This window comes from Amycolatopsis lurida (assembly GCF_900105055.1).
In the GTDB taxonomy this organism is placed as follows: Bacteria; Actinomycetota; Actinomycetes; order Mycobacteriales; family Pseudonocardiaceae; genus Amycolatopsis; species Amycolatopsis lurida.
In genome coordinates, this window is record NZ_FNTA01000004.1 from 5,523,834 (window position 1) to 5,542,490 (window position 18,657).

Below are 18,657 nucleotides of genomic sequence, written 5' to 3' on the forward strand. Positions count from 1 at the left end.
CAATGACTGAAGCGAAGACCATCCGCTGGGAGCAGGACGCCGACGGCATCGTCGTGCTCACCCTGGACGACCCGAAGCAGTCCGCCAACACGATGAACGCCGACTTCCGCGAGTCGCTCGGCGTGGTCGTGGACCGCCTGGAGGCGGAGAAGGACAGCATCACCGGTGTCGTCCTCACCTCGGCCAAGAAGACCTTCTTCGCCGGTGGCGACCTCAACGACCTGATCCAGGCGAAGCCGGAGCACGCGGCCGAGATCACCCAGAGCAGCGCCCAGATGAAGGGCCAGATGCGCCGGCTCGAGCAGCTGGGCAAGCCGGTCGTGGCCGCCATCAACGGCGCCGCGCTCGGCGGCGGCCTCGAACTCGCGCTCGCGACGCACCACCGCATCGCGGCCGACGTCAAGGGCAGCCAGATCGGCCTCCCCGAGGTCACCCTCGGTCTGCTCCCCGGCGGCGGTGGCGTGGTCCGCACCGTGCGCCTGCTGGGCATCCAGAGCGCGCTGCTGAACGTGCTGTTGCAGGGCCAGCGGCACCGTCCCGCCAAGGCGAAGGAACTCGGCCTCGTGCACGAGCTCGTCGGCACCGTGGAGGAGCTGGTCCCGGCCGCGAAGGCGTGGATCAAGGCCAACCCCGAGGGCGGCGTGCAGCCGTGGGACGTCAAGGGCTACAAGATCCCGGGCGGCACCCCGTCGAACCCGAGCTTCGCGGCGAACCTGCCCGCGTTCCCGGCGAACCTGCGCAAGCAGATCAAGGGCGCCAACATGCCCGCCCCGCGCGCGATCCTCGCCGCGGCCATCGAGGGTTCGCAGGTCGACTTCGACACCGCGATCACCGTCGAGACCCGCTACTTCGTGCACCTCGCCACCGGCCAGGTCTCGAAGAACATGACGAAGGCGTTCTTCTTCGACCTGCAGAGCATCAACTCCGGCGGTTCGCGGCCGGAAGGCTTCGAGAAGTACACCGCCAAGAAGGTCGGCGTCGTCGGCGCGGGCATGATGGGCGCCGCGATCGCGTACGTCTCGGCGAAGGCCGGCATCGACGTCGTGCTCAAGGACGTCACGCTCGAAGGCGCCGAAAAGGGCAAGGGCTACGCGGTCAAGCTGGAGGAGAAGGCACTCTCCCGCGGTAAGACCACGCAGGAGAAGTCCGACGCGCTGCTCGCCAAGATCAAGCCGACCGACAAGGCGGAGGACTTCGCCGGCGTCGACTTCGTGATCGAGGCCGTCTTCGAGAGCGTCGAGCTGAAGCACAAGGTGTTCCAGGAGATCGAGGGCGTCGTCAACCCCGACGCCGTGCTCGGCTCCAACACCTCGACCCTGCCGATCACCGCGCTCGCCGAGGGTGTCCAGCGGAGCGAGGACTTCATCGGGATCCACTTCTTCTCACCGGTGGACAAGATGCCGCTGGTCGAGATCATCTGCGGTGAGAAGACCTCGCCCGCCACACTGGCGAAGGTCTTCGATTACACGCTGCAGATCAAGAAGACCCCGATCGTCGTCAACGACAGCCGCGGCTTCTTCACCTCGCGCGTCATCGGCACGTTCCTCAACGAGGCCGTCGCCGCGCTGGGCGAGGGTGTCGAGCCGGCGTCGATCGAGCAGGCCGGTGCGCAGGCCGGGTACCCGGCCCCGCCGCTGCAGCTGATGGACGAGCTGACCCTGACGCTGCCGCGCAAGATCCGCAAGGAGACCCGCGAAGCGATCGAGGCCGCCGGCGGTACCTGGAACGCGCACGCGTCCGAGGGCGTCATCGACCGGATGGTGGAGGAATTCGACCGCAAGGGTCGTTCCACCGGTTCGGGTTTCTACGACTACGACGGAGACGGCAAGCGGGCCGGTCTCTGGCCGGGCCTGCGCGACGCGTTCAAGTCGGGCAGCGCCGAGGTTCCCTTCGAGGACCTCAAGGAGCGCATGCTGTTCGCCGAGGCGCTCGAGACCGTGAAGTGCTTCGACGAGGGCGTGCTCACCACCGTCGCCGACGCCAACATCGGCTCGATCTTCGGCATCGGTTTCCCGGCGTGGACCGGTGGTGTCATCCAGTACATCAACCAGTACGAGGGTGGCCTGCAGGGCTTCGTCGACCGGGCTCGTGAGCTGGCGGAGCGCTACGGCGACCACTTCACCCCGCCGGAGTCGCTGGTCGCGAAGGCCGCGAAGGGCGAGATCTACGAATAAGCGCGTGACATGGAGGGCCCCTTCATTGCGAAATTCGCAATGAAGGGGCCTTTCGTGTCGTCCGGGAGCTAGCGGGACGACGGCTCCAGCGCCACGTGCGGCAACCGCCGGTCCAGCCAACGCGGCAGCCACCAGGCGCGTTCCCCGAGCATCCGCATCACCGCGGGCACCACGAGGCAACGGATCACGAACGCGTCCACCAGCACCGCGACCGCCAGCCCGAGACCGAACTGCGCCAGCATCCGGTCGGGATTGAGCAGGAACGCGCCGAACACGAGGATCATGATCACCGCCGCCGCCGTGATCACCCCGCCGGTGGAGGCGAGCCCTTCGCGGACGGCGTGGCGCGCGTCGCCGGTGCGTCGCCATTCCTCGTGCATCCGGGACACCAGGAACACCTCGTAATCCATGGAAAGCCCGAACACGATCGCGAAGATCAGCACCGGAACGAACGCTTCGATCGGTCCCGGCTGCGCTCCGAACAGACCGTCGCCGAACACCGCCGTCATCACGCCGAGCGCGGCGCCGATGCTCAGCAGGTTCAGCAAGGCCGCCTTGAGCGGGATCAGGATCGAGCGGAACACGACCATCAGCAGCAACGCCGACAGCCCGACGACCACCAGCACGAACAGCGGCAACCGGTCACCCACCGCGTCCGCGAAATCCACCGCCGCCGCGACACTTCCGCCGACCAGGTACTCGCCCGGCAGCCCCGGCAACACCTCCGTCCGCAACCGCTCCACCAGTTCGGTGGTCGCCACGTCCTGCGGGGAAGACGCGGGGAAGGCGAGAACCGTCGTGACGCCTTGCCCCAGCGGCGGTGTCACCTCCGCGATCCCTGGCGTGGCTTCGAGTTTCCGTTGCAGCGCGGCACCATCGCCGTTCTCGGTGACCACGATCAACGGCTCGCTGAACCCGGGGCCGAAACCCTCCGCCATCAGGTCGTAGGCCTGCCGGGTGGTCGACGTCTCCGGATCCGTGCCCGCGTCGGCGAACCCGAGGCGCATGCCGAGCGCGGGAAGGGAAAGGCCGACGAGGACGAGAAGCCCGATCACGAGCGGCACCATAGGGCGTCGTTGTACCGCGTCCCCGAGCTTGCCCCAAGCCTTGCCGTGCTCGCGTTTCTCGGCATGTTTGCGGATGCCCTTTTCCAAACGGTGGCCGAAAAGGGAAAGCAGCGCGGGCAGCAGGGTGATCGACGCGAGCATCGTCACGAGCACGGTCAAGGCCACCGCGAGGGCGACCCCGCGCAGCGAACCGAGGCCGAGGGCGAGCAGACCGAGCAGAGCGATGATCACCGTGCCGCCCGCGAACAGCACCGATCGGCCCGCGGTGTCCAGCGCCCGCCGCGCCGCCTGTTCGCGGTCGAGACCGGCCAGGATTTCGCCGCGATAGCGGGAAAAGATGAGCAGCGCGTAGTCCACGCCGACACCGAACCCGACCAGCATCATCAGCGGCGCCGTGTAGCTCGCGATGTCGACGAACCTGCTGACGAGCACGATCACGCCCAGCGTGCTGCCGACGGCGAAGATCGCCGTGATTACCGGGAGCCCGGCGGCGAGGATCGAGCGGAATAGGAAGACGAGGACCACGAGCGCGGCCAGCAGCCCGACACCCTCCGACGGGCCGCCGCGTTCGTTTGCCCGTTTGATCGGCTCGCCGCCGAGTTCGACCTGGAGTCCGGCCGCCTCCGCCTTCTTCGCGGTGTCGACGACGCGCACGATGTCGTCGTACGGAAGATCTTGCGACTCGAGGTCGAAAGCGATCGCGGCGTAGCCGATCGTGCCCTCACGCGAGATGGCCGACGGGGTGTCGAAGGGGCTCGTCACCGCCTTCACGTGCGGCTGGCTCCGGACTTCGGCGAGCGTCCGGTCGATCGGTCCACGTGCGGTCGCGAGCCCGCTTCCGGCCTTGAAGACGATCTCGGCCGTCGCGCCGGTCTGTGTCGGCGCCCGCGCCTTGAACAAATCCATGATCTGCTGGGATTCGGTGCCCGGCAGGGAATGGTCATCGTGGTAGGCGCTGCCTGCCAGCTGCGAGCCCAGCGTGACGCCGACGAGGGTGAGCAGCCAGAGCGAAACGGCGAGCCAGCGGTGACGCTGAGACCAGCCCGCCAGCTTCGAGAGCGCGCCCCCAGGCGGCTGTCTCCGGGAAAGAGCGATGGTGTCCATGGCGGAAAGCATCGGCTTTCCCGGCCCGGATATCGTCGGGCTCCGGCGGGCACTCCGGCCGCAACTTCTGGGTACCCCTAGGGCGCCTCCCGTACTACCGGGGTTGTGGTCACGGGGTCATCCAGCGAGGAGTGACCATGCCCGATTCGTAGGCGAGTACGACGAGTTGCGCGCGATCACGGACGTCCACCTTGGTCATGATCCGGCTTACGTGCGTCTTCGCCGTCGCCGGGCTGAGCACGAGTTCCTTGGCGATCTCGTCGTTGGACAGGCCGGCCGCGACCAGGCTCATCACTTCGCGTTCCCTTTCGGTGAGCCGGTTCAGGGTGGGCGAAGGGGTGGGCCGGTCCACCCGGCAGGCGAATTCTGAGATCAGGCGCCTGGTGATCGACGGGGCGAGCAGCGCGTCGCCCCTGGCGACCACGCGGACGCCGTGGATCAGTTCCTGGGGCTCGGTGTCCTTGACCAGGAACCCGCTGGCACCGGCGCGCAACGCGCCGTAGACGTCCTCGTCCAGGTCGAAGGTGGTGAGGATGACGACCTTGATCCCGGTCAGCGCGGGGTCTTTGAGCAGGTGCCGGGTCGCGGTGAGCCCGTCCATTCCGGGCATCCTGATGTCCATCAGGACGACGTCCGGCCTGTGTTCGTGCGCGGCTTGGAGGGATTCGCGGCCGTCGGCCGCTTCGGCGACCACGGTGATGTCGTCTTCACTGTCCAATATGGACTTGAATCCGGCGCGCACCAACCGCTGGTCGTCGACGAGCAGGACCCGGATCATTTCTTCACCCGCAGGGGAAGCCGGGCGCGCACCCGGAAGCCGCCGTCTTCGCGCGCGGCCGCGGTGAGTTCGCCGCCGAGTGCCTCGGCCCGTTCGGTCATGCCGCGGATCCCGTTGCCGGGTTTCGCCGTGCCGCCCCGGCCGTCGTCGTCGATCTGCACGGACACATCATGGGGCGTGTAGCCGATCCGCACCACGACGGTGTTCGCGGCGGCGTGGCGCGCGACGTTGGTCAGCGCCTCCTGGACGACGCGGAAGGCCGCGTGTTCGACGTCGGGCGGCAGTTCCGTGGCCGTGCCGTCGATCTCGGTCCGGACGGTCAGCCCGTGCGCGCCCGCCGATTCGGCCAGTTCGGCGACCCTGGCCAGGCTCGGAGTGTCCGCCTGCCGCAACATGCCAAGTGTGGCGCGGAGTTCGCGCAAGGCCTCCTTGCTGGTCTGTTTGATCGTGGTCAGTGCCTCCTCGGATTTCGCCGGATCCTTGCCGTGCAAGGCCGCGCCCGCCTGGACGTTGATGAGTGCCAGGTTGTGGCCGAGGACGTCGTGCAGTTCGCGCGCGATCCGGAGCCGCTCGTCCGTGGCCCTTCGCCGTGCCTCGGCCTCCTTGGTGCGTTCGGCTTCCCGGCGGTAGTACGTCACCGCGCCGACCGCGACCAGCGCGATGAACCAGCCCGCCATCAGCAGGAACGCGAAGTCGTCCACCTGCCGTGCCGCGCCGGCCTGTGCCTCTCCGATCGCGACGCCGACCATCGAGGCCGCCGCGACGACCGCCGCACTGCGGATCCGCCCGGTCGAGGCGGTGTTGTACAGCGCGAAGGCGAACGCGAGCAGCACGAATCCGTCAGGGTCGGTCTGCGGATAGTAGATCGCGCAACAGGCCGCGGTGAAGATCGCGACGGGGAGCGGATACCGGCGGCGCAGGAACAACGCGGCGCAGGCGAGCGCCACGCAGACCCAGCCGGCGACCGCCTTGCGCGGTGGTTCCGCGCCGTCCCCGAGCGAGGCCACGACGGAACCCGCGATCACCGCCGCGGTGACCGCGATCTCCGCCGGGTACCGCCGAAGGAACGCCACACGACGAGAGTAGCGCGATCCGGCCCGATTGACAAAATGGATTTTTACGTTCAAACTGATTTTTGTGATCAAGGGTGTGGCGCCGTGAGAGACGTGGAGTACTTGGAGCGGTTGGAGCAGGCGGAGGCCTTGCTGAAACCGCAGCGGGTGGACGTGCTGCGGCAGCTGGCCGAGCCGCGGTCCTGTACCGAGGTGGCGGCGGCGCTGGATCAGACGCCGCAGCGGGTCTACTACCACGTGAAGCGACTGGTGGAAGCCGGTCTCGTGAAACAGGTGTCGGAGCGGAAGGTGCGCGCCGTCAGTGAGGGTGTGTACCAGGCGACCGCCCGTTCGTACTGGTTGTCGCCGGGGCTGGTGGGACGGCTCGGCCCGCGGGCGGCGCGGGACGAGTTGAGCCTGGGCTATCTGGTGGACCTGATGGAAGAGGTCCAGGCGGACGTCGCGGCGCTCGACAGGGCCGCGCCGGAACTGCCGTCGATCGGTGTCTCCGGCGAGATCCGGGTGGAGCCGGAGCGACGTCAGGAGTTCCTCGACGAACTGAAGACGACTTTGCAGGATCTGTTCACCCGCTACGGCGGAGCGGAAGGCGACGCCTTCAAGCTCGCCTTGGCCTGTTACCCGAAGGGAAACGCCCGTGACTGAACCGATGAGGTTCGAGGTGCGCCTGCGCGCGCCGATCGACGAGGTCTGGCACGCGCTGACCGATCCAGGGGCGCTGCGCGTGTGGCTTTCCGAATACGCGGAGGTCGACTTGCCGTCCCGGTACGAGTTCTGGGGCCGGTACACGCCGGAAGGCGATCGTCCGCGCCAGCGGCTGCTGTCGGCCGAGGACAACCTCCTGCGGTTCGTCTGGGCCCTCGGCGGGAAGGAGACCGTCGTCGAGATCGCCCTGAAGGAGGACGGGGACGAGACGTCCTTGGCGTTCAGTCAGAGCGGTCTGCCGGATTACGCCACGATGCTCGCCGACTCGTATTCGTCGCTCAGCCTGATGCACACGTTCTGGGCACTTTCGGTCGCGAACCTCGTCGACCACGTCGAAGGACGGCCGCCCATCGCGCGCTGTGACCTCACTTCCCCGCTGATGAGCGAAGAAGTGCGGATCGACGCGCCCCGAGGGGAGGTCTACTCCTCGATCGCCGACCCCGACGTGTTCACCCGCTGGTTCGGCGCCCGGATCGAGGCGGAGACCCATGTCGGCGGCCGCTGGGCGATGGGGTCACTGGACAAGGACCCGGATCCGGCCAAGATCGTCGACCTGGTGCCCGGCTCCAAGATGTCGCTCGCATACCAGGACGGTGTCGTCGCCTCCTGGGAACTCGAGGACTCCGATGGCGGTACGAAACTGACTTTCGTCCAAAGTGGATTCTCGGACGAGAAGCCGCCGTACGGCATGTGGATGGGCTGGCTCAGCGGTTTGGCGGAACTGCGCAGGTTCCACGAGCTCGACTCGTGGCGCTCGTCGTGGGTCGACGTCCACCTGGAGGGAACCCCCGACGGACTCATCACCCTGGACGGCAAATAGGGGGAATAGATGTTGCTCGAAGGCAGGAACGCGATCATCTATGGGGCCGCCGGTGGCATCGGCAGCGCGGTCGCCCGCGGGTTCGCCAGGGAGGGTGCGACCGTCCATCTCACCGGTCGCACCTTGAAGAAACTCGACGCGCTGGCCGATGAAATCCGGGCAGCGGGCGGGAAAGCCGAAACGGCGGAGTTCGACGCGCTCGACGAAGCCGCCATCGACGAGCATGCCGCTTCGGTGGTTTCCTCGGCGGGCAGCGTCGACATCTCGATGAACGTGATCACGCACAACGACGTCCAGGGCATCCCGCTGGTCGAGATGTCGTGGGAGGACCTCGAAAGCCCGGTCCGGACGGCGGTGCGGACGAACTTCCTCACCGCGCGGGCCGCCGCCCGGCACATGATCGGGCAGGGGTCCGGAGTGATCCTGATGTTCGGTGGCGACGGTGATCCGCTGCCGGGGTACCACCTCGGCGGGTTGCAGGTCGCGTTCAGCGCGATGGAGGCGTTGCGGCGAGGGCTGGCGTGCGAACTCGGACCGCAGGGCATCCGGGTCGTGACCCTTCGCACCGGCGGGATCCCGGAGACGATTCCGGCGGGCGCGGGCCTCGATGACGCCATTCGGGACATGGTCGACGCGACAATGCTCGAGCGGACGGCATCGCTCGAAGACGTCGCCCGGGTGGCCGCCTTCGCCGCGTCGGACCATGCGCGGAGCATGACGGCGACGGCGCTGAACATCAGTTGCGGCTCGATGGTCGACTAGACAGCGCTTGGCGGTAACGCCGGCGGACGATCTCCCGACTACGCGGCACTACCAGGTGCTGGGGAGGTCGTATGCCGACGAGAGCGACGAAGCTGGGCATGGCGCTGGCGATCGGACTTATGGTCGCCGGAGGCTGCGGTGTGGAGACCGTGCCCACCGGGCGGGTCACGCCGCAGAGCGGCCCGGTGTCGACAGCGCCGACTACGCCGACAGTCCCGACGGCACTGACGACAACATCGACGCCGACCAGTAGTTGGACGCCGCGTACACCTCAGCAGTCCGTGCCGACGGCCACGTCCGCGGTCGAGGTGCCGAAGCAGGTCGAGCCCAAGCCGACGAAAACACCTCCGAAGTCCACGCAGGCGGCGAAGGCGCCGAACTTGGCGGAGTGCGGAAGCGACTACTACCGCAACACCGACGGTGTCTGTGTCCACCGGCCGTCGGCCGGACCTGGCGCGGCCGACGGAGCGACCGCCCTCTGCAAGGACGGTTCCTATAGCTACAGCCAGAATCGCCGCGGTACCTGTTCCGGCCATGGTGGGGTTCGCACCTGGCTGTGATCCCGTCGGTGAACCGTTCACTGAGAAGGGTGGTGCTGTGTAAGGTCGGATCATGGGATGCGCAGGGTGAAACCGGTCGGACGGGCACCTTCGCCCCGGATCTTCGTCGTCGTGCTGGCCACCTGCGGTCTGGTGGCCTCGTTCATGCAGACGCTCGTGATCCCGCTCATCCCCGCGTTTCCCCGGCTGCTCGACGCGACTCCGTCGGACGCGTCGTGGGTGGTGACGGCGACCCTGATCGCCGGGGCCGTGGTGATGCCGGTGAGCGGCAGGCTCGGTGACCTCTACGGCAAACGCCGGTTGCTGCTGATCAGCCTGGGGTTCCTGGTCGCGGGTTCGGTGGTGTCCGCGCTGACCAGTTCGCTCGCGCTGATGGTCCTCGGACGAGGATTGCAAGGCTGCGCGATGGGCGCGATCCCGCTGGGCATCAGCATCATGCGGGACGAACTCCCGCCGGAACGGGTCGGCGCCGCGATCTCGGTGATGAGTTCGACGCTCGGCGTCGGCGGTGCCATCGGGCTCCCGGTGTCGGCGCTGGTCGCGCAGAACGCCGACTGGCACGTCCTGTTCTGGGCGTCGGCGGGGCTCGGGCTCGTCTGCGGCTTGCTGATCCTGTTCGTGGTGCCGGAGTCGCCGGTGAAGACGCCGGCGCCGTTCGACTTCCTCGGCGCGCTGGGGCTGACGGCCGGACTGGTCTGCCTGCTGTTGCCGATCGTGAAGGGCGGCGAATGGGGCTGGGGAAGCGGCCGCACGCTCGCCTTCGCGGGAAGCGCGGTGGTGATCCTGCTGGTCTGGGGCGCCTACCAGCTGCGGCGGCGTGATCCGCTCGTGGACCTGCGGGTCTCCGCGCGACGGCCGGTGCTGTTCACCAACCTCGCGTCGATCATGATCGGATTCGCGCTGTACTCGATGGCGTTGTCGTTCCCGCAGCTGCTGCAGGCGCCCGCGTCGACCGGCTACGGTCTCGGCCTGACCATGGTGCAGGCCGGGCTCTGCCTCGCGCCGAACGGCCTGGTCATGTTCCTGCTGTCGCCGGTTTCGGCCCGACTCATCGAGCGCTACGGACCGCGCACGACACTGATGGTCGGCGCCACCACCATCGCGGCCGGATACATCTTCGCGACCGTGTTGATGGACAACGCCTTCGAGCTGATCACGGCGTCCATCATCATCGGCGGCGGTGTGGGCATCGCCTACGCGGCCATGCCGGCGCTGATCATGGGCTCGGTCCCGGTCACCGAAACCGCGTCCGCGAACGGGTTGAACTCGCTGATGCGCTCCGTCGGCACGTCGACGTCCAGCGCGGTGATGGCGACCATGCTCGCGTCGCTGGCGATCACCGTCGGCGGGGTTTCCGTCCCGTCCGCGGCGGGCTTCCGGCTGAGCTTCGTGGTCGCCGCCGGCGCGGCGCTCCTGGGGCTCGTCTTGACCGTTTTCGTCCCGAAGCAACGCCAGCCCCGATCTCTGATCGCCTCGGCCCGCTAGCGCCCTGCGTGCGGTGAAGACTCACCGCACGCAGGGGCGCTCCGCTCAGAACAGCGTCGGAACGATCGCGTCGATCAGGTGCGGGCCCGGTTCGGCGAGCGCGCGCTGGAATTGCTCGGCCAGCTCCTCCGCCGTCGTCGCCCGGGTCGCCGGGACGCCCATGCCTTCGGCGATCTTGACGAAGTCCATGTCGGGCCGGGAGAGGTCGAGCAGTTCGTTCGCCTTGGGGCCGTTGGCGTCCGCGCCGACCCGCTGCAGCTCCAGCCGCAGGATCGCGTACGCGCGGTTGTTCAGCAGGACGGTGGTGACGTTGAGGTTTTCCCGTGCCTGCGTCCACAGCGCCGAAATCGTGTACAGCGCGCTGCCGTCGGACTGCAGGTTGATCACCGGCCGGTCCGGCGCGGCGACGGCCGCACCGGTCGCGACGGGCATGCCGTAGCCGATCGCGCCGCCGGTCAGGGTCAGCACGTCGTGCCGGGGCGCCCCCGCGGTCGCCGCGGGCAGCAGCAGACCGGAGGTGTTCGCCTCGTCCGCGATGATCGCGCGCTCCGGCAGCAGCGCGCCGATCACCTCGACCCAGTTCTGCGGGGTCAGCGGTCCGGACGGCAGCGCGGGGCGAGAAGCCTCCTGCAGCACAGGCTCCGTCTCGGCGGCGACCAGGTCGGCGACGTCGTTCAGCGCTCGCGGCACGTCCTGCGCGACTTCGGCCAGCACATGGACCTGCGCGCCTTCGGGAACCAGGTTGCTCGCCTTGCCGGGGTAGGCGAAGAACGACACGGGTGCCTTCGTACCGGCGACGATCACGTGCTTGATCCCGTCGAGCTGGTAGGCGACCTGCTCGGCGAGGTAGCCGAGCCGCTCGATCGTCGGCAGTCCTTCGCCGCGTTCGAGCCGGGCGGGGAAGGTCTCGACGAACGCCTTCACACCGGTCGCGGCCGCGATCCGGCTGGTCGCGCGCAGACCGGCCTCACGGCAGCCGCTGCCGCCGACGAGCAGCGCGACCGGTTCACCGCTGGACAGCACCTCGGCGATGTTCTTCACCGTCGTCGCGTCGACGACCTGCGGGATCCGCGGGGGAATGGGCGCGCAGGTCTCGCCGCCCTCACCCCAGGACGCGTCGGCGGGGAGGATGAGCGTCGCAATCTGGCCGGGGGCGTCCTGGGAGGCCGCGACCGCCGCGGCGGCGTCGGCTCCGACGTCCTTCGTGTGCTCGGAGCGGCGGACCCAGCCTTCGAGCGAACCGGCGACGGCCTCGATGTCCGATTCGAGCGGGGCGTCGTACTGCTTGTGGTAGGTCGCGTGATCGCCGATCACGTTGACGATCGGGGTGTGGGCGCGGCGCGCGTTGTGCAGGTTCGCCAGCCCGTTGCCGAGGCCGGGGCCGAGGTGCAGCAGCGTGGCCGCAGGCTTGTCGGCGATGCGGGCGTATCCGTCCGCGGCACCGGTGACGACGCCTTCGAACAGGCCGAGCACACCGCGCATCTCGGGCACGGTGTCGAGCGCGGCGACGAAGTGCATCTCCGAGGTGCCCGGATTCGAGAAACACACGTCGACGCCGCTGTCGACGAGCGTGCGGATCAGGGACTGGGCGCCGTTCATCTCACTCACTTTTCAAGCCCTCTCAGCGAAAAGAACGCCGGGGTTGAGGATCCCGGCCGGGTCGAAGCTCTCCTTGATCCGGCGCATCAGCGCGATCTTCGCCGGGTCCTCCAGATCGAGGAAATAGCCGGATTTGGCCCGTCCGAGACCGTGCTCGCCGGAGATCGCGCCGCCGAGTTCCATGCCGAGCGCGAAGATGTCGGTCAGCAGCTGCTTCCGCTTCTCCGGGTCCTTGCAGAAGATGGCCAGGTGGACGTTGCCGTCGCCGGCGTGCCCGCAGCCGAGCGCGCCCGCCTCGCGCGACAACGCCATTTCCCTGGCCTTGCGCAGGAACTCGGGCATGGCGGACCGCGGGACCACCACGTCGATGACGTCGTCCGCGCCGGCCGCCTTGGCCGTCCAGAACGCCTTCTCGCGTGCCTCGATCAGCTTGCGCGCCGACGGGCCTTCCAGCACGTACACGTCCATCGCGCCGACGTCACCCAACAGGCCGCCGAGTTCTTCGACGTCGGCGTGCAGCCGGTCACTGTCGCGATTTTCCAGTGCCACCACCAGATACGCCTGCGCCTTGTCGCGGATCGCGTCCGGGACACCGAGGCTGAGCTTCTCGTTGTAGCTGATCGCGGCGAGCGTCAGATTGTCGATGTACTCGAGGATGTGCGGCGCGAGGCCGCTGGCGACGATCTTCGGGACGACGGTCATCACCTCGTCGAAGGTCTCGAACGGGGCGAACACCGTGGCGCCGTGCGGCAGGCGCGGGTACAGCTTCACGATGATCTCGGTCGCGATCGCGAGAGTGCCTTCGGAGCCGATGATCAGCTGGGTCAGGTCGTACCCGGTCGACACCTTCGAGGTCTTGCCACCGGTCCGGATGATCTCGCCGGTCGGCAGCACGGCCTGCAGGCCCACGACGTTGTGCCGCGTGACGCCGTACTTGACCGCGCGCATCCCGCCCGCGTTCGTGCCGACGTTGCCGCCGACGCTCGCGCTCAGCTCGCCGGGGTAGACGGTGTAGCCGAGTCCGGCCACCGTGGTCTTTTCGTCCAAATCGGACAACGTGACACCCGGCTGGACGACGGCGACATGGTTCTCCGTGTCGATCTCCAGTACCGCGTTCATTCGTTCGAAAGAGATCACCAGACCGTCTTCGCGCGGGGTGGCTCCGCCCGAAAGCCCGGTGCCCGATCCTCTCGCGGTGACCGGCACACCGTGTTCGCTCGCGGCCTTGAGCAGCTCCGCGACCTCCTCGGCGCTTCCCGGTTTCGCCAGGTAGGCGGGCCGCTGAGGACTGGTGGTCAAAGCCTCGTCGTGTGCGTAATCCTCGGGGATCGCCTCGCCTGAAAGCAAATTCGAGTCCCCGACGATCTCGGCGAACCGTGCCGCAACATCGCCCATCGACTGCCCTTCCTCACGCTTCATTGCCTGGTTACCGAAGCGTAGTACGTCATGGGCGCGGATGGCCATGAATCATTTTCATGTTTGCTTTCCCGGTGGCCACAACCTCGTGACAACCTCGCTCGGTTACCCATGTCGCAGCGGGCCGCGGCGGCCCGCCGGAAGGGGTGGACGCTCGATGGGAACCAGGATGAGACGGATCGCGGCGCTGGGGGCGGCGCTGGCGATCGCGTTCGGGCTCGCGGTACCGGTGGCCGAAGGCGGGCAAGCGGGCTGCACCGCGCCCGTGGCGAACGTCAGCGGAGTCAGTCAGGCCGAGGGAACGAGCGCCGGGTACACCACCCTTGTCTTCACCGTTTCACTCACCGACGGCGGCTGCGCGCCGCAGGGCTCGGTCGAATACCGGACGATCGAAGGCAACGGCTCGCCGGTCGATCCGGCGTTCATCGCGAAGGAGAGCGTCGACTACCTGCCGCGTGTGGGCACGCTGACCTGGTCCGGGAGGGCGGACGCACAGACGGTCGCGGTCAAGGTCCGGGCCGATTCCTTCGTGGAGAACGACGAGATGTTCTCCCTGCACCTGTACGGCGAGAGAGGCGTGCGGATCGGGCACAGCGTCGGCGTGGCCTGGGTGGCCGACGACGACAAGGTCAAGACCGCGCCGCTGGCCACCACCCAGGAAGGTGAGATCTGCTGGTCGATCCCGCCCAACTTCGCGCTGGGTACCACCACCTGCAAGGTGCCGCTCGTACTTTCCCGGCCGTGGCTGTCCGGACCGCTCACGGTCCGCTACCGCACCGAAGGCTCCGCCCACGAGCCGGTGAAGGACGGTGTCGTCACCTTCCAGCGCGGTGAGACCAGGGCATACGCCGAATTCACGATCGTGCCAGGGCAAACGGGGAAGGCGCGGGTCGAGTTCTTCGAGCCGTCGCAGGGCAAGCTCGTGTACGCGACCTCGACCGTGGTGATCAGCCCCGCCGGGTGACGAGGTCGGCGTCGGCCGTCGCGTTCGCCCGCCGGTACAGCTCGATCGCCCGAGCCCAGTGGGTGGCCGCGGCGGCCGTGTCGCCGCACCGCGCTTCCAGGTCACCGAGGTCGCGGTGCAGATGCGCCTCCTCGTACGGATCCGGCACACTCGCCCGGACCGCGACGCCGCGCTCGAGGTTCTCCCGCGCCGCGGCCAGATCGCCGAGCCCCAGGTGGGCACGGCCGAGCCGGTCGAGCGCCGCCGCCTCGCTGTGCCGGTTCCCGACGTCCCGGCTGATCAGCAGCGCCTGGTCGAAATCGGCCCGCGCGGCCAGGAAATCCCGGCGGGCGAGGTGGACCTGGCCGGCGTGCAGCAGCGACTCCTACTCCTGCCATCGGTCTCCGATCGCCCTGGACGCGGCCAGCGCCTCGCGGAGATGGCCGAGCGCGACGTCGTGATCGCCGAGTTCCTCGTAAGCCTCGCCGAGCGTGTCCAGGGTGGCCGCTTCCAGCCGGGCGTTGCCGAGTTCGCGGAACGTCTCCAGTGCGGCCGTCAACGGGCTGAGGCCGTCCATCGGCTGGCCGCGCCGGATGTAGGCGTGGCCGAGGTTGCGCTGGGACAAGGCGCGTCCGAGCCGGTTGCCTGCCGAGGTGCACCGCTCCACCGCCAGGCGGTATGCGGTGATCGCCTCGTCGAACCGGCGCAGTGCGGCGTAGGCGTTCGCGGTGTTGTTGTAGATGTGCCCTTCACCTTCGAGGTCGCCTGCCGCGCGAGCGGCCTTCAACGCGCGGCCGTTGGTTTCGAGCGCGTCCGTCAGCCTGCGGGTCATGAAGTAAGCCGCGCCCAGCGCACGCAACATTTCCGCCTCGGCCAACGGATCGTCGAGTTCGACGGCCGCCGCGGCCCCTTCGCGGCAAAGCCCGATCCGCTCGTTCCAGCCGCCCATGGTGTCGTAGAAACTGGTGAGCAGGTAGGTGAGCTGCCAGGCGGCGGTGTTGCGGCCGTGTTCGCGCGCGAATCGCACCACTGGCAGCAGATTCGCGCGCTCCGCCCCCAGGAACGCCAGCGCGGCACGCCTTTCCGCCGGGAACGGCCGTTCGGGCCGCGCCCAGCGCAACGCCGGGGTGACCAGATCGCGGTTCGGGTCGATGATCCGGTTCGCTTCGGCGGCGACGTGCAGGTACCAGTCGATCAGCCGGTCCGCGGCCTCAGCACGCCCCGGCGTCGTTTCGTCGGCGTGGGCGCAAGCGACGGCGAATTCGCGGATCAGATCGTGGAGCCGATAGCGGTCCGGGCCCGCCGGGGTGATCAGGTGCGCCGCGGAAAGCTCGGCGGCCACGACCCGGCCGGCTTCGACGGGTACCCCGCACAACGCACTGCCGAGTGACGAACTGAACGAAGTCCCCGGAATCAGCCCGGACAGCCGGAACAGCCGGGCCGCAGCCTGGTCCAGCGGCAGGTAGGCGCTCGCGAGAACGGTTTTGACCGTTCGGGAATCTCCTTGTACCGCAAGGGTTTCCAGCCTGCCGACACCGGTGAGCTCCTCGGTGAGGTCCACGATCGGACGGCCTGGCTCACTCGTCAATCGTGCGGCGGCGATCCGCAGCGCCAGCGGCATCCCGTCGCACAGCCTGGCCAGGCGGGCGGCCTGAGCGGTTTCGCGCGCGACCCGGTCGGCGCCCAGCACCCGGGTGAGCAGCGTCATCGATTCCGGGTCGGCCAGCGCGTCGAGGGCGAACACGCGGACGGCGTGCCTGCTGCCGAGCGCGGCGAGGGTCTGCCTGCTGGTGACGATCAGCATCGCCTTCGCCGTGCCAGGGACGAGGGGAAGGATCTGGTCGACGCCGCGCGCGTTGTCGGCGACGATCAAGCACCGCTTGCCATGCAGCAATGAGCGGTAGAGCGCCGCGCGTTCGGCCGTCGCGTCGGGCAGCCGGTCGTCGGGAAGGCCGAGGCCGCGCGACAGATGCGCGAGGGCGTCGCCCGGCGAGATCGCCTCATCCGGATCGTGCCCGGCGAGGTCGAGGAAGAGCTGGCCGTCGGGGAAGCGGTCCGCGATGCTATGCGCCCATTGCACGGCCAGCGCGGACTTTCCCATCCCTGCGGCACCGGAGATGACCACGACCGGCGGTTCGGCTTCATCAAGGAGACTGTCGAGCGAAGCCAGCTCCTGCTGCCGTCCGGTGAAGTGCCCGACGCGGGCGGGGAGTTGCGCGGGCGCCGTGCCCCGTGCGGGCGCGTCGAGTTCGGGCGCCCGGCGCAGGATCGACGTGTGCAGTTCGACCAGTTCCGGGCCGGGATCGGCACCGAACTCGTCGGCCAGCCCCCGGCGTACGGCCTGGAAGGTCTCCAGCGCCTCGGCATGCCTCCCGCAGCGATGCAGGGCGAGCATGTGCAGGGCGGCGAGCCGTTCGCGGTAGGGCTGCCCGGCACGGAGCCGCGGAAGTTCCCTGAGGACCTCCTCGTGCTCGCCCAGCTTGAGCTCGGCGTCCCAGAGTTCTTCCCAGGCGGACAGCCGTAGTTCCTGGAGCCGTTCGACCTCGCGCAGGCCCCAGCCGTCGAGTTCGGCGTCCGCGAACGCTTCGCCGTGCCAGAGCCGCAACGCCTCACGCAACGCCGCCACCGCCTGAGTGGGACTGCTCCGCTTGGCCGCGCGAAGTTCTTCTTCGAAGCGAAGAGCGTCGACAGAGGACGGAGCGACCGTCAGGACGTATCCCGGCTTGCGCGTCAGCAGGACCGGCGGGAACCCACAGTCCTCCAGTGCCTGCCGGATCCGGGCGACATGACTGTGCAGGGTCTTCACCGCGGTGCGCGGCGGATTCTCACCCCAGAGCACGTCGACCAGCCGGGGGATCGGGACGACCGAGCCCGCGTGCAGGGCGAGAACGCCGAGCACGGCTCGCTGGCGGGCACCGTGCAACTCCGCCCGCCCGGTGGGGCCGATCGCTTCGACCGGGCCCAGCACCCGTAGTTCCCCTGGCCCGGGCACACTGCTCCCTCCGGCAAGTGACCTCGGTGAGCGTATCCGGGCGAAGACCCACCGAAATCGGCCAATTAGGGCACACGATCTCCGCAACCCCGCCACAACCGGCCTGGCGGACGGTCAACGGGTCGAATGTTTCGCCCAAGGAGGGGAACATGATCAGCAGGAATCCGCGACGCCGCCGAACTCTGCTCGCCTCGGCCGTCTTGGCCGCCGCGACGCTGTTCGCGGGAGTCGCACCCGCGGTGCAGGCCGCGCCGGAGGCCCGGAGCGACGTCTTCATCCGGGACAACACGTCGGACGTCGGGTTCGAACCCTCGGCCGGTTCGCTCTACTCCAGCCCCGACATCCGGGTCTGTTTCTCGGCGACGATCCTCTGTGCCACGGATGACCCGATCGTCCAGGGGAGCACCGCCTACATCCACGTCACGCTGAACAACCCCGGCCCGTACGGTGACGGGCTCGAGAAGGGGACGCTGCAGGTCTACTACACGAAGCAAGGCACCGTGGCACAGTGGTCGAGTCAATGGACCTACATCGGGTCGGCCACCAACGTGGACGTGCCCTACGGCACCAAACGGGTCGTCATCCCGTGGAAGGTCCCGATCGGCTCGCACTTCTGCCTGCTGGCTCGGTGGCTTTCGCCGACCGACCTGCCGACCGAGGGCCTGAGCACGTCGGCGAACGCGCGGAACAACAACAACATCGGCTGGCACAACGTGAACGCCGTACCGTTCAAGATCAAGATCCCGGAGTTCCGGCCGATCGTGTTCGGCTGGGACGGCCGTGAGCCCACGGCGGTCGGCGACATCGTCTTCACCCAGCCGGGTAGACCGTTCACCGGCCCGGGACGGATCACCATCGACCTCGGCCCCGACCTGGCCGCGCGCTGGCGGGCGGCGGGCGCGAAAGGGGAGGGCGTCGAACGGGTCGGTGAGACCGAGCTGGCCATCGTGAACCCGCAGCGAGCCCGGATCAGCGGCCTGACCTTCAAGTCGGGCGAACAGGTGGGCGCCAAGCTGAGCTTCACCGCCGGCGCCGAGGCGGCCGGTGGGCAGTACACCGTCCACGTGACCCAGGTCGACCAGCGCGGCGAAGAGGTCGGCGGCGTCGAATACCGGCTCACCGAAGCGCGGCAGTAAGCCAGGGTGGGGTGCCGGCCCGTGGGCGGTGAGGGGGCGAACCCGC

The 18,657-nt window shown here is 68.7% G+C and carries 15 protein-coding genes and 1 pseudogene; 8 read left to right on the plus strand and 8 right to left on the minus strand.

Annotated features, from left to right (window positions below; all coding sequences use genetic code 11):
* Positions 1-2: 2 nt before the first annotated feature.
* Positions 3-2,174, plus strand: coding sequence for a 3-hydroxyacyl-CoA dehydrogenase NAD-binding domain-containing protein (locus BLW75_RS31585; protein ID WP_034309188.1), 2,172 nt, complete (start codon positions 3-5; stop codon positions 2,172-2,174).
* 68 nt (positions 2,175-2,242) lie between these two features.
* Here BLW75_RS31585 and BLW75_RS31590 read toward each other — a convergent pair whose 3' ends face one another.
* The 3 genes from BLW75_RS31590 to BLW75_RS31600 form a co-directional block, all read right to left on the minus strand.
* Positions 2,243-4,345: an MMPL family transporter gene (locus BLW75_RS31590; protein WP_034309323.1), complete on the minus strand. Its 2,103-nt coding sequence runs from the start codon at positions 4,343-4,345 to the stop codon at positions 2,243-2,245.
* Between the two features lie 109 nt (positions 4,346-4,454).
* Positions 4,455-5,123, minus strand: a complete 669-nt coding sequence (locus BLW75_RS31595) for a response regulator (RefSeq protein ID WP_034309185.1) — start codon at positions 5,121-5,123, stop codon at positions 4,455-4,457.
* Positions 5,120-6,196, minus strand: a complete 1,077-nt coding sequence (locus tag BLW75_RS31600; protein ID WP_034309183.1) for a sensor histidine kinase — start codon at positions 6,194-6,196, stop codon at positions 5,120-5,122. Before BLW75_RS31600 ends, BLW75_RS31595 begins: the two co-directional genes overlap by 4 nt.
* Before the next feature lie 84 nt (positions 6,197-6,280).
* On the opposite strand from BLW75_RS31600, the gene BLW75_RS31605 reads away from it, so the two are divergent.
* The 5 genes from BLW75_RS31605 to BLW75_RS31625 all read left to right on the plus strand — a co-directional run bounded on the left by BLW75_RS31605 (position 6,281) and on the right by BLW75_RS31625 (position 10,525).
* Positions 6,281-6,838 (plus strand): ArsR/SmtB family transcription factor, encoded by a 558-nt coding sequence (locus BLW75_RS31605; RefSeq protein ID WP_034309181.1) that lies wholly within the window; start codon positions 6,281-6,283, stop codon positions 6,836-6,838.
* Positions 6,831-7,718 (plus strand): SRPBCC family protein, encoded by an 888-nt coding sequence (locus tag BLW75_RS31610; protein WP_034309177.1) that lies wholly within the window; start codon positions 6,831-6,833, stop codon positions 7,716-7,718. The genes BLW75_RS31605 and BLW75_RS31610 overlap by 8 nt, the downstream gene beginning before the upstream one ends.
* A gap of 9 nt (positions 7,719-7,727) precedes the next feature.
* Positions 7,728-8,480 (plus strand): SDR family NAD(P)-dependent oxidoreductase, encoded by a 753-nt coding sequence (locus tag BLW75_RS31615; protein WP_034309175.1) that lies wholly within the window; start codon positions 7,728-7,730, stop codon positions 8,478-8,480.
* Positions 8,481-8,551: 71 nt separating this feature from the next.
* Complete coding sequence (locus BLW75_RS31620) at positions 8,552-9,040, plus strand: DUF3761 domain-containing protein (RefSeq protein WP_241783454.1); 489 nt, start codon at positions 8,552-8,554, stop codon at positions 9,038-9,040.
* Between the two features lie 57 nt (positions 9,041-9,097).
* Positions 9,098-10,525 carry an MFS transporter gene (locus BLW75_RS31625; RefSeq protein ID WP_034309171.1) on the plus strand — a complete coding sequence of 476 codons (1,428 nt, stop codon included), beginning with the start codon at positions 9,098-9,100 and terminating at the stop codon, positions 10,523-10,525.
* Positions 10,526-10,570: 45 nt separating this feature from the next.
* Here BLW75_RS31625 and BLW75_RS31630 read toward each other — a convergent pair whose 3' ends face one another.
* Positions 10,571-12,124, minus strand: a complete 1,554-nt coding sequence (locus tag BLW75_RS31630) for an acetolactate synthase large subunit (RefSeq protein WP_034309169.1) — start codon at positions 12,122-12,124, stop codon at positions 10,571-10,573.
* Between the two features lie 12 nt (positions 12,125-12,136).
* A complete protein-coding gene (locus BLW75_RS31635) occupies positions 12,137-13,519 on the minus strand; it encodes an FAD-binding oxidoreductase (RefSeq protein WP_034309320.1) in 1,383 nt (460 codons plus the stop codon).
* Positions 13,520-13,709: 190 nt separating this feature from the next.
* On the opposite strand from BLW75_RS31635, the gene BLW75_RS31640 reads away from it, so the two are divergent.
* The gene (locus BLW75_RS31640) at positions 13,710-14,504 is read left to right on the plus strand and encodes a Calx-beta domain-containing protein (protein ID WP_034309167.1); all 795 of its coding nucleotides are present in this window, start codon (positions 13,710-13,712) and stop codon (positions 14,502-14,504) included.
* Here BLW75_RS31640 and BLW75_RS43645 read toward each other — a convergent pair.
* The 3 genes and pseudogenes from BLW75_RS43645 to BLW75_RS31645 all read right to left on the minus strand — a co-directional run bounded on the left by BLW75_RS43645 (position 14,488) and on the right by BLW75_RS31645 (position 17,475).
* Positions 14,488-14,652, minus strand: a complete 165-nt coding sequence (locus BLW75_RS43645) for a hypothetical protein (RefSeq protein WP_241783452.1) — start codon at positions 14,650-14,652, stop codon at positions 14,488-14,490. The genes BLW75_RS31640 and BLW75_RS43645 overlap by 17 nt on opposite strands.
* A gap of 15 nt (positions 14,653-14,667) precedes the next feature.
* Positions 14,668-14,862: pseudogene (locus BLW75_RS43985) on the minus strand (tetratricopeptide repeat protein); the annotation flags it as partial.
* Positions 14,863-14,868: 6 nt separating this feature from the next.
* Positions 14,869-17,475, minus strand: a complete 2,607-nt coding sequence (locus tag BLW75_RS31645; RefSeq protein WP_241783451.1) for an AfsR/SARP family transcriptional regulator — start codon at positions 17,473-17,475, stop codon at positions 14,869-14,871.
* Positions 17,476-17,624: 149 nt separating this feature from the next.
* On the opposite strand from BLW75_RS31645, the gene BLW75_RS31650 reads away from it, so the two are divergent.
* Positions 17,625-18,611, plus strand: a complete 987-nt coding sequence (locus BLW75_RS31650) for a hypothetical protein (protein ID WP_034309164.1) — start codon at positions 17,625-17,627, stop codon at positions 18,609-18,611.
* The last annotated feature ends 46 nt before the right edge of the window (positions 18,612-18,657 follow it).

Bases quoted from the DNA above. Each gene is read 5' to 3' on its own strand.
- BLW75_RS31585 (WP_034309188.1), top strand. From the start codon at position 3: ATGACTGAAGCGAAGACCATCCGCTGGGAGCAGGACGCCGACGGCATC.
- BLW75_RS31590 (WP_034309323.1), bottom strand. From the start codon at position 4,345: ATGGACACCATCGCTCTTTCCCGGAGACAGCCGCCTGGGGGCGCGCTC.
- BLW75_RS31595 (WP_034309185.1), bottom strand. From the start codon at position 5,123: ATGATCCGGGTCCTGCTCGTCGACGACCAGCGGTTGGTGCGCGCCGGA.
- BLW75_RS31615 (WP_034309175.1), top strand. From the start codon at position 7,728: ATGTTGCTCGAAGGCAGGAACGCGATCATCTATGGGGCCGCCGGTGGC.
- BLW75_RS31620 (WP_241783454.1), top strand. From the start codon at position 8,552: ATGCCGACGAGAGCGACGAAGCTGGGCATGGCGCTGGCGATCGGACTT.
- BLW75_RS31625 (WP_034309171.1), top strand. From the start codon at position 9,098: ATGCGCAGGGTGAAACCGGTCGGACGGGCACCTTCGCCCCGGATCTTC.
- BLW75_RS31630 (WP_034309169.1), bottom strand. From the start codon at position 12,124: ATGAACGGCGCCCAGTCCCTGATCCGCACGCTCGTCGACAGCGGCGTC.
- BLW75_RS31635 (WP_034309320.1), bottom strand. From the start codon at position 13,519: ATGGGCGATGTTGCGGCACGGTTCGCCGAGATCGTCGGGGACTCGAAT.
- BLW75_RS31640 (WP_034309167.1), top strand. From the start codon at position 13,710: ATGAGACGGATCGCGGCGCTGGGGGCGGCGCTGGCGATCGCGTTCGGG.
- BLW75_RS31650 (WP_034309164.1), top strand. From the start codon at position 17,625: ATGATCAGCAGGAATCCGCGACGCCGCCGAACTCTGCTCGCCTCGGCC.